Origin of the sequence: Acinetobacter sp. YH1901141 (genome assembly GCF_013416935.1) — a bacterium.
GTDB lineage: Bacteria > Pseudomonadota > Gammaproteobacteria > Pseudomonadales > Moraxellaceae > Acinetobacter > Acinetobacter towneri.
Map to the genome: position 1 here is coordinate 1 of NZ_VPEY01000044.1, position 8,152 is coordinate 8,152.

Consider the following 8,152-nt stretch of genomic DNA (forward strand, 5'->3'; position numbering starts at 1 on the left):
CTTCGTTGTATTGGTTATCGTCTGGTTTATGAAGTCGTTGATGATGAGGTAGTTGTCATCGTGATTGCTGTAGGCAGACGTGAAAACAATGCCGTCTATGATGATGCCAACTCTCGTCATTCATAAAAGATGTAATGCCTATAAGCAGGTAGTGTCTATGAAAACACTCATGTTTATGGGCATTTTTGATGTAGATAATCTTCGATTAGGTAGTAGTAAATTACAACTATTTTGAAATCAATAAACAACTATTATGAAACCAAAACGAAATCAATTTATAGGCAGGACATTTACTTCACACAAAGCAGTTGATCCCATTTAAAGTAGTTCTGTGTTAGCCGATTTCGTGACATATTCCATGTTCTGTTCGGCATTAAACTTGCGCCCAAGGCAATCTTGGTTTTGCCATACTTAAGATGAATCGCTTCAAGGGAATCCATCAAAGCATCACTGACTTCGATGTGCTTCATGTCGGTAAACATGTCATATACATGGCTTGCCTTTGGTTCGAGACACGTCAGAATCACGCCACATTTCTTGAAGGCAATGTCCTTGGCATACAGGCCATCAATCATCGCTGTAGCGAGTTTAGATAGCAGCAATAAGTTGTCGGTAGGTTCTGGTAAAGCCAAGGATAAAGACTTATTGTAGAAGGGCTTTGAGCTATCAAATGGGTTTGATTGTACGAAACCAATCAGACAACCACACAACAGATTATCATCTCTCAGTCTGCTAACCGCATCCATGACATATAGCGACATAGCCTCCTTGAGATCATCAATATGGTAGATGCGTTGACCAAAAGAGCGACTCGCAATAATTTGCTTCTTGGCTGGTGGCGTATGTTCCAGTTCAATGCAAGCAATTCCCTGCAGTTCCAATAAGGTTCTGTGCATCACTACAGAAAATTGGTCCCTGATCATCAGAGGGGAAGCCAGGACAAAATCCATAACTGAATGAATCCCCAGGCTGTTGAGCTTCTTAGAATGCTTTCGGCCTATGCCCCAGATTTCACCAACATCTATGGCTTGATGCAGAGTTTCAGCAGAGCATGGATCCATTGAAACCAAGTTGCAAACACCATTGAAGTAAGCGTTCTTCTTGGCAATATGGTTCGCTAGTTTCGCTTCAGTCTTTGAACGTCCAATGCCAATACATACAGGTAAACCAAGCCAAGAAAACACACGCTGACGAATCTGATGGGCATATTCAGTCAAGTCGTAATTCCCTGAATGAGCTGTCAGATCCAGAAAGCACTCATCAATTGAGTAAATCTCCTGTTCTTTGGGAGATACGAAATCGGACAGGATTTTCATGAATCTGCGAGACATCTCTGCATACAGTGCATAGTTGCTCGATAGCACCTGCACCTGATGCTGCTCTACGATGTCCTTGATCTGAAAGAGAGGAACACCCATCTTGATGCCCAAGTCCTTGGCTTCCTGAGATCGAGCTACAGCACAGCCATCATTGTTGGATAGCACAATGACAGGCTTATTGTTCAAACTTGGGTTAAAGATACGTTCACAACTGACATAGCAGTTGTTGATGTCTACTAAAGCATAGATCTTCTGGTGAGATGCTTGCATGAGCATGAAACCAATAAAGTATTAACGCTTTCTGAATGGCTTGATGACAAAAGTCACTACACCCCAAATCACCATTTCCTGCCCATCCTTTAGATGAATGTCAGAATACTCAGGGTTCTCTGCTTTAAGCCAATGGTTATGATCACCTTCAATCATGAGACGTTTCACGGTGAACTCATCGTCGATCAGTGCAATCACGATGTCTTCATGCTTGGCTTCAATGCTCCGGTCTACAATTAGTTCATCATCAATCTCAATACCTGCATCTCTCATGGAAAGTGAAGCTACTTTCACAACGAAGGTTGCAGCTTCATTTTTGATGAGGTGTTCATTCATGTCCAAGGTTTTGTCGACATAGTCCTGGGCAGGAGAAGGGAAGCCAGCAGCAACCTTTTCTGAAGCCAAGGGAATGTGCATAAGTGTTGTAGGATCTACAAGCGTGATGGATGCCACATCATTGAAGCTTTGCTTCTCTGCCTCGTTGAGGTAATTCTTGATCTCTATGATTTTGGATACAGGTACTCTTACCGTTTTTGTAGGTTCATTATATTTAAGCTTTCTACCGGAACCTTCTCGGCTTCCCCCACGATTATTGCTCATGACTCATCAACTTTTTTGATTTTGTGACGTAATCAAATATATGACTGGATGTGCTACAGATTCAAGACTATTTCGATGAATGGTGAATAAACCTTAACGGTTCCCATAAAGGCCACTGCAAATTTTCCCGCATTATCGCCACCTCACTGGAGGTATACGACAATTAATGTCATCTGCATGCTTACGCACGCATAGATAATTGGTTAGTATTCAATTAACAAATATTAGATAAGCTATTCATTAAAGGACGATTCATGGCCCGTGCTCCAAAGAAAGAAGCCAAACAAGAACCATTAGAGGTTGTACTGTGGAAAGCAGCAGATAAGCTTCGTAAGAACATTGATGCAGCCGAATACAAGCATGTTGTTCTTGGTTTGATCTTCTTGAAGTACATCTCTGACTCATTTGAAGCCCACTACAACTTACTGGTTTTAGGTGAAGGAGAGTTTGCAGGAGCTGACCCTGAAGACCGTGATGAATACACTGCATACAACGTCTTTTTTGTTCCTGATAATGCACGTTGGTCATTCCTGTTAAACCAAGCAAAACAACCTAACATTGGCAAGTTAGTCGATGATGCAATGGAAGCCATTGAGAATGACAACCCTCAGCTCAAAGGCGTACTTCCTAAGGTCTATGCACGTCAGAATCTTGATCCTACGAGTCTAGGAGAGCTGATTGATCTGATTGGTAACATTGCACTAGGCGATGCGAAATCTCGCTCTGCCGACGTTCTAGGCCATGTATTCGAGTACTTCCTTGGTGAGTTCGCTTTAGCTGAAGGTAAGCAAGGCGGACAGTTCTACACGCCTAAATCCATCGTAAGCTTATTGGTTAATATGCTTGAACCATATAAAGGACGTGTATTCGATCCTTGCTGTGGTTCGGGTGGTATGTTCGTACAGTCTGAGAAATTCGTAGAGTCGCATCAAGGCTTAGTCGATGACATCTCCATCTATGGACAAGAGAGTAACCAAACCACTTGGCGACTCGCTAAGATGAACTTAGCGATTCGTGGCATCAACTCAGAGCATGTGAAATGGAACTCTGAGGGTTCATTCTTGAACGATGCACACAAAGACCTGAAAGCGGATTACATCATTGCTAATCCACCATTCAACGTCTCAGATTGGAGTGGTGAACAGTTAGTTGGTGATGCTCGTTGGTCATTGGGCACACCTCCTGCAGGTAATGCGAACTTCGCATGGATGCAACACTTCTTGTATCACATGAGTCCTAAAGGTCAGGCAGGAGTTGTACTTGCTAAAGGTGCGCTTACTTCTAAAACCAGTGGTGAAGGTGAGATTCGTAAAGCCTTGGTTTCAGAAGCCAATGTCATTGACTGTATTGTGAACCTCCCTGCAAAGCTGTTCCTGAATACCCAGATTCCTGCTGCTTTATGGTTTATGCGTCGTGATCGTGTTGGTTCAACCAAGTACAAAGACCGCAGCAATGAGATTCTATTTATTGATGCGCGTAACCTGGGTCATCTGATTAACCGCAGAACCAAAGTGTTGTCTGATGAAGACATCAAGCTGATCACTGAGACTTACCACAATTGGAGAAACCAAGATGGTGAGTATGAAGACGTTGCTGGCTTCTGTGCTTCTGTACCGCTTGAGAAAGTGGCAGAGTTTGATTATGTACTGACACCAGGTCGTTATGTGGGTTTAGCGGATGATGAAGATGAGTTCGACTTTAAGGAATGCTTTACTAGCCTGAAGGCTGAGTTTGAAGCACAGCTTGAAGAGGAAGCTAAGCTGAATCAAGCCATTGCTGAAAACTTGGCAAAGGTGATTGTATGAGTGAGTGGCAACAGCTTTCGTTAGGAAGTTTAATGGAAATCATCGGTGGTGGAACACCTAAAACCTCTGTATCTGAGTACTGGGGAGGTGATATTCCTTGGCTGTCAGTAGTCGATTTTAATACAGGGCTTAAATTTGTCAGTAGTACAGAAAAGACTATCACTCAAGAAGGTTTGAATAACTCGAGTACTAAACTACTGAATAAAGGCGACATTATCATCTCAGCTCGTGGAACTGTTGGTGTACTCGCAATTTTAGATAAACCTATGACGTTTAACCAATCCTGCTATGGTATTCGGTCTAAAAAAGGAATATCTGATACAGATTACCTGTATTACCTTTTAACTGATACAGTTCGAGAATTGACTCAAATTTCACATGGCGGTGTATTTGATACTATCACGAGAGCCACATTTGATGAGATTGAAGTAGCTGTACCACCACTCCCTGAACAAAAAGCCATAGCCTCAGTCCTTTCATCACTCGATGACAAGATTGGCTTATTGCATCGTCAGAACAAGACCTTGGAAGCCATGGCTGAAACACTGTTTCGTCATTGGTTTATTGAAGAAGCGAAAGAGGATTGGGAGGAAGTAACTCTAGCTGATGTTTGTACTCGTATCACTGATGGATCTCATAGTAGTCCTGCATCGGTTGAGGATGGGTATCCAATGGCTTCGGTAAAAGATATGTATGATTGGGGCATTAATCAGTCTACATGTCGCAAAATCTCTAAAGAAGATTACGAGGCTTTAGTACAGGCAGATTGTAAGGCATTACAAGGTGACATCCTAATAGCTAAAGATGGTAGTTATCTAAAACATGTCTTCCTTATGGAGGAGAGCTTAGATGTCGTCTTATTATCGTCTATTGCTATGCTGAGACCAAATGGTCAATACCACCCTATGCTTTTAACCTTATTCTTGAAACTGGATTCAACCCATGATTTGATGCAAAACATCGTCACTGGGGCTGTGATTCCAAGGATTGTCTTAAAAGACTTTCGTAAGTTTCCAATACAATTACCACCTAAAGATTTACAGGATAAAGCAGTCAAGATCATTAAACCAATATTTGAAAAATGTTGGGAAAACAACCGACAAATCCAAACGCTAGAAAACCTAAGAGACTCGCTTCTACCAAAGCTCATGAGTGGTGAAATCAGAGTCCAATACCAAACAGAAGAAGTTGCATAACATTGAGTGAAGTCATTTGATGGCTTCATCTTTTTTACATTCAGGGGTAAACATGAACAAGAAGCTAATAGGGGCTTTAATTGCAATCGTAGTCGTGATCTGTGGCTACCTGTATGCCACACCATACCTTGCACTCAATAACATCAAGAAAGCAGCACAGGCAGGTGATAGCGATACAGTATCCAAGTACATTGACTATCCAAGCGTGCGTCAGAGCTTCAAAGACCAGATGAATGCCATGATGGCTAAAGAGCTAATGAATCAAGACACTGATGGTTTTGCTGCATTAGGAGCAATGCTTGCTTCAACCATGGTCGATAAGATGATTGATGGCTTTGTCACACCTGAAGGGATGACCCTAATGCTACAAGGCAAAGACCTAAAACAATCAGCACAGCAGTCAATGGGTGGGCAAGATTCATCAAACCAAGAAAATGAAGAACCTAAGCCAGAGTATGAAGCAGGCTACACGTCCCTAAATGATTTTGAGGTGGTCATTAAAGATCAGGATCAATCCAAAGAAGTCAAAGTGCTCATGGCTCGTGATGGCTTAAGTTGGAAGATTCACAAGATCGCTGTGCCGATGGATTAAGTAGAAGAGAATAAGAGGAAAACAGAATGATAAAGCGCATGACTCAAATGGGAATTGGCTTGATTGCTGTAGTTGGCTTTGCTGCCACTGTCCAAGCAGCTCCAGCTAAATTCAATCATAGCGGTATACAAAAAGGTAAAGTCATAGAAACTTGTTATCACTCTCCTTGTTCAGTCGCCAAGTTTGTCTCTTACAAACAACTTAACAAGACAGCGACAGAATCCAAGATCCAAGTCACCTTGCTGGGTGGGAGCCGTGAGTGGGAAGCCAAGAAAATTGACTGGAACAGATCGCCACATAAAGTCACTGTGAATTGCTCATACAAACGACCAACAGTTCAGATCGGTTCACAAAAGACTCTGATTCCACTCAATGATGGTTTAGGTGTACCAGGTGTTCTAATGGTTGATGCTGAACTCTACCTCTATGCTTGCCATAAGTTTGAGGGAGCTATTGAGGATGCTGTGCAGAAGTATGGCTATAACGTGCAGGACGATGAATAAGGTTTCTCAGCTTTACATTCAGATAACAATTAATGAGTCCAGGCTATATGGACAAGTTTAGGGGGAAGTATTCAAGTGACTAAGATGACTGAATCAGACATTGAGCTGATGGCGATAGAGCAACTAGAGGGATTGGGCTATACCTATGTGTATGGACCAGAAATTGAATCCAAAGGAATCAATCCTCTGCGAAGCTATAAGCAGGTCATTTTGGAACCCAAAGTACTGGAGGCCTTGCAACGTCTCAATCCTCATTTGAATGAAGACAAGTGCATTGAGGCGCTGAAGCAAGTCACCAATCTGCATTCCCCAGATATGCTCAGCAACAACCAGGCATTCCACCGCTTACTTACTGAAGGCATCAATATTGAAGTGAGCAAGGATGGTAACACCCAAGGTGAATATGCTTGGCTTGTTGACTTCAATAATCCAAGCAATAACGAATTCCTTGTCGTAAACCAAGTCACCATCAAAGAAGATCGTTGGACAAGACGACCTGACATTATCATCTATGTGAATGGCTTACCTTTAGTGGTCATTGAGCTTAAAAATGCCACAGACGAGAATGCCACTGTAGAAGGCGCATATAAGCAGATCCAGACCTACCAAAGCCAGATCCCATCACTATTCACCTACAATGCCTTCAACGTCATCTCTGATGGTTTAGAGGCGAAAGCAGGCACTGTGTCAGCAGACCTGAGTCGTTACATGGCTTGGAAGACTTCTAATGGTCAAACCAAAGCAAAGAAGACGCAGGCACAGCTTGAAGTCTTACTACATGGTTTGCTCAATCCAGTGACATTACTCGACATGATCAGACACTTCATTGTGTTTGAATCCAATAAGCAAGAAGATGCCAACGGCTTAATCACTATTAAGACTATCAAGAAGATGGCTGCTTACCACCAGTACTATGCAGTGAATGCAGCAGTCCTCTCTACTATTCGTGCATCTGCAATGTCTTCGGACTCGAAATCAGCAGAACTTGCGATGCAACATCAGGGCAGGAGTAAGCTTGAACTTGTGCAACAACAAGCAGTCGGTGATAAGAAAGCAGGTGTAGTATGGCATACCCAAGGTTCGGGTAAATCTCTGTCTATGGTCTTCTACACAGGCAAGATTGTCTTGGCTTTGGATAACCCTACAGTCGTAGTCATCACAGACCGTAATGACCTAGATGACCAACTGTTTGGAACCTTTGCAGCATCAAGCCAACTGCTTAGACAAACCCCTAAGCAAGCAGATAACCGAGAAGAACTTAAAGAACTCCTCAAAGTTGGCTCAGGTGGTGTGATCTTCACAACCATTCAGAAATTCCAACCTGAAGATGGTGGTAGCGTTTATGAGCAACTCTCTGATCGAACCAACATTGTCGTGATTGCTGATGAAGCACATCGTTCGCAGTATGGCTTCAATGCCAAGGAAGTCGATGTCAAAGACGATGATGGCAAGGTTGTAGGTAAGCGTACTGTCTATGGTTTTGCCAAGTACATGCGTGATGCTTTACCGAATGCCACTTATCTTGGCTTCACTGGTACACCAATTGAGAAAACGGATGTCAACACACCTGCAGTGTTTGGTAACTATGTCGACATCTATGACATCTCGCAAGCTGTTGAAGATGGTGCAACCGTTCGGATCTTCTATGAAAGCCGACTTGCTAAGATTGCCATCAGTGAGGAAGGCAAAGAGCTGATTGAAGACTTCGACGAACAGTTCAGTGAAGACGACTTAAACCAAACACAAAAAGAGCGTGCGAAGTGGGCAAGGGTCGAAGGGCTGATCGGTAGTAAAGAGCGTATCAAAGCGATTGCCAAAGACATCGTAGAACACTTTGAACAACGTCTGAAAGCTAATGCAAACCAAG

General features: G+C 42.8%; 7 protein-coding genes and 1 pseudogene. 6 read left to right on the forward strand and 2 right to left on the reverse strand.

The features are described 5' to 3' along the window. A pseudogene (locus FTV52_RS13725) lies at window positions 1-126 on the forward strand (type II toxin-antitoxin system RelE/ParE family toxin); the annotation flags it as partial. 164 nt (window positions 127-290) lie between these two features. On the opposite strand, the gene FTV52_RS13730 reads toward FTV52_RS13725, so the two are convergent. Continuing rightward, window positions 291-1,595: a Y-family DNA polymerase gene (locus FTV52_RS13730; protein ID WP_179991010.1), complete on the reverse strand. Its 1,305-nt coding sequence runs from the start codon at window positions 1,593-1,595 to the stop codon at window positions 291-293. 15 nt (window positions 1,596-1,610) lie between these two features. Continuing rightward, complete coding sequence (locus FTV52_RS13735; protein ID WP_004871202.1) at window positions 1,611-2,189, reverse strand: LexA family transcriptional regulator; 579 nt, start codon at window positions 2,187-2,189, stop codon at window positions 1,611-1,613. 254 nt (window positions 2,190-2,443) lie between these two features. Between FTV52_RS13735 and FTV52_RS13740 the strand changes: the two genes are divergently transcribed. The 5 genes from FTV52_RS13740 to FTV52_RS13760 form a co-directional block, all read left to right on the forward strand. Next, window positions 2,444-3,994 (forward strand): class I SAM-dependent DNA methyltransferase, encoded by a 1,551-nt coding sequence (locus FTV52_RS13740; protein WP_179991011.1) that lies wholly within the window; start codon window positions 2,444-2,446, stop codon window positions 3,992-3,994. Next, the gene (locus tag FTV52_RS13745; protein WP_154320117.1) at window positions 3,991-5,190 is read left to right on the forward strand and encodes a restriction endonuclease subunit S; all 1,200 of its coding nucleotides are present in this window, start codon (window positions 3,991-3,993) and stop codon (window positions 5,188-5,190) included. The genes FTV52_RS13740 and FTV52_RS13745 overlap by 4 nt, the downstream gene beginning before the upstream one ends. A gap of 52 nt (window positions 5,191-5,242) precedes the next feature. Beyond that, window positions 5,243-5,782: a DUF2939 domain-containing protein gene (locus tag FTV52_RS13750; RefSeq protein ID WP_179991012.1), complete on the forward strand. Its 540-nt coding sequence runs from the start codon at window positions 5,243-5,245 to the stop codon at window positions 5,780-5,782. A 26-nt stretch (window positions 5,783-5,808) separates the two neighbouring features. Beyond that, window positions 5,809-6,285: a hypothetical protein gene (locus FTV52_RS13755; protein WP_179991013.1), complete on the forward strand. Its 477-nt coding sequence runs from the start codon at window positions 5,809-5,811 to the stop codon at window positions 6,283-6,285. 84 nt (window positions 6,286-6,369) lie between these two features. Next, window positions 6,370-8,152, forward strand: a 1,783-nt coding sequence (locus FTV52_RS13760; RefSeq protein ID WP_218950505.1) for a type I restriction endonuclease subunit R, incomplete at its 3' end; no start/stop codon positions are given.

What these genes read in the sequence shown, in the direction of transcription:
- FTV52_RS13735 (WP_004871202.1), bottom strand. Translation starts at nt 2,189, where the DNA reads ATGAGCAATAATCGTGGGGGAAGCCGAGAAGGTTCCGGTAGAAAGCTT.
- FTV52_RS13745 (WP_154320117.1), top strand. Translation starts at nt 3,991, where the DNA reads ATGAGTGAGTGGCAACAGCTTTCGTTAGGAAGTTTAATGGAAATCATC.
- FTV52_RS13730 (WP_179991010.1), bottom strand. Translation starts at nt 1,595, where the DNA reads ATGCTCATGCAAGCATCTCACCAGAAGATCTATGCTTTAGTAGACATC.
- FTV52_RS13755 (WP_179991013.1), top strand. Translation starts at nt 5,809, where the DNA reads ATGATAAAGCGCATGACTCAAATGGGAATTGGCTTGATTGCTGTAGTT.
- FTV52_RS13750 (WP_179991012.1), top strand. Translation starts at nt 5,243, where the DNA reads ATGAACAAGAAGCTAATAGGGGCTTTAATTGCAATCGTAGTCGTGATC.
- FTV52_RS13740 (WP_179991011.1), top strand. Translation starts at nt 2,444, where the DNA reads ATGGCCCGTGCTCCAAAGAAAGAAGCCAAACAAGAACCATTAGAGGTT.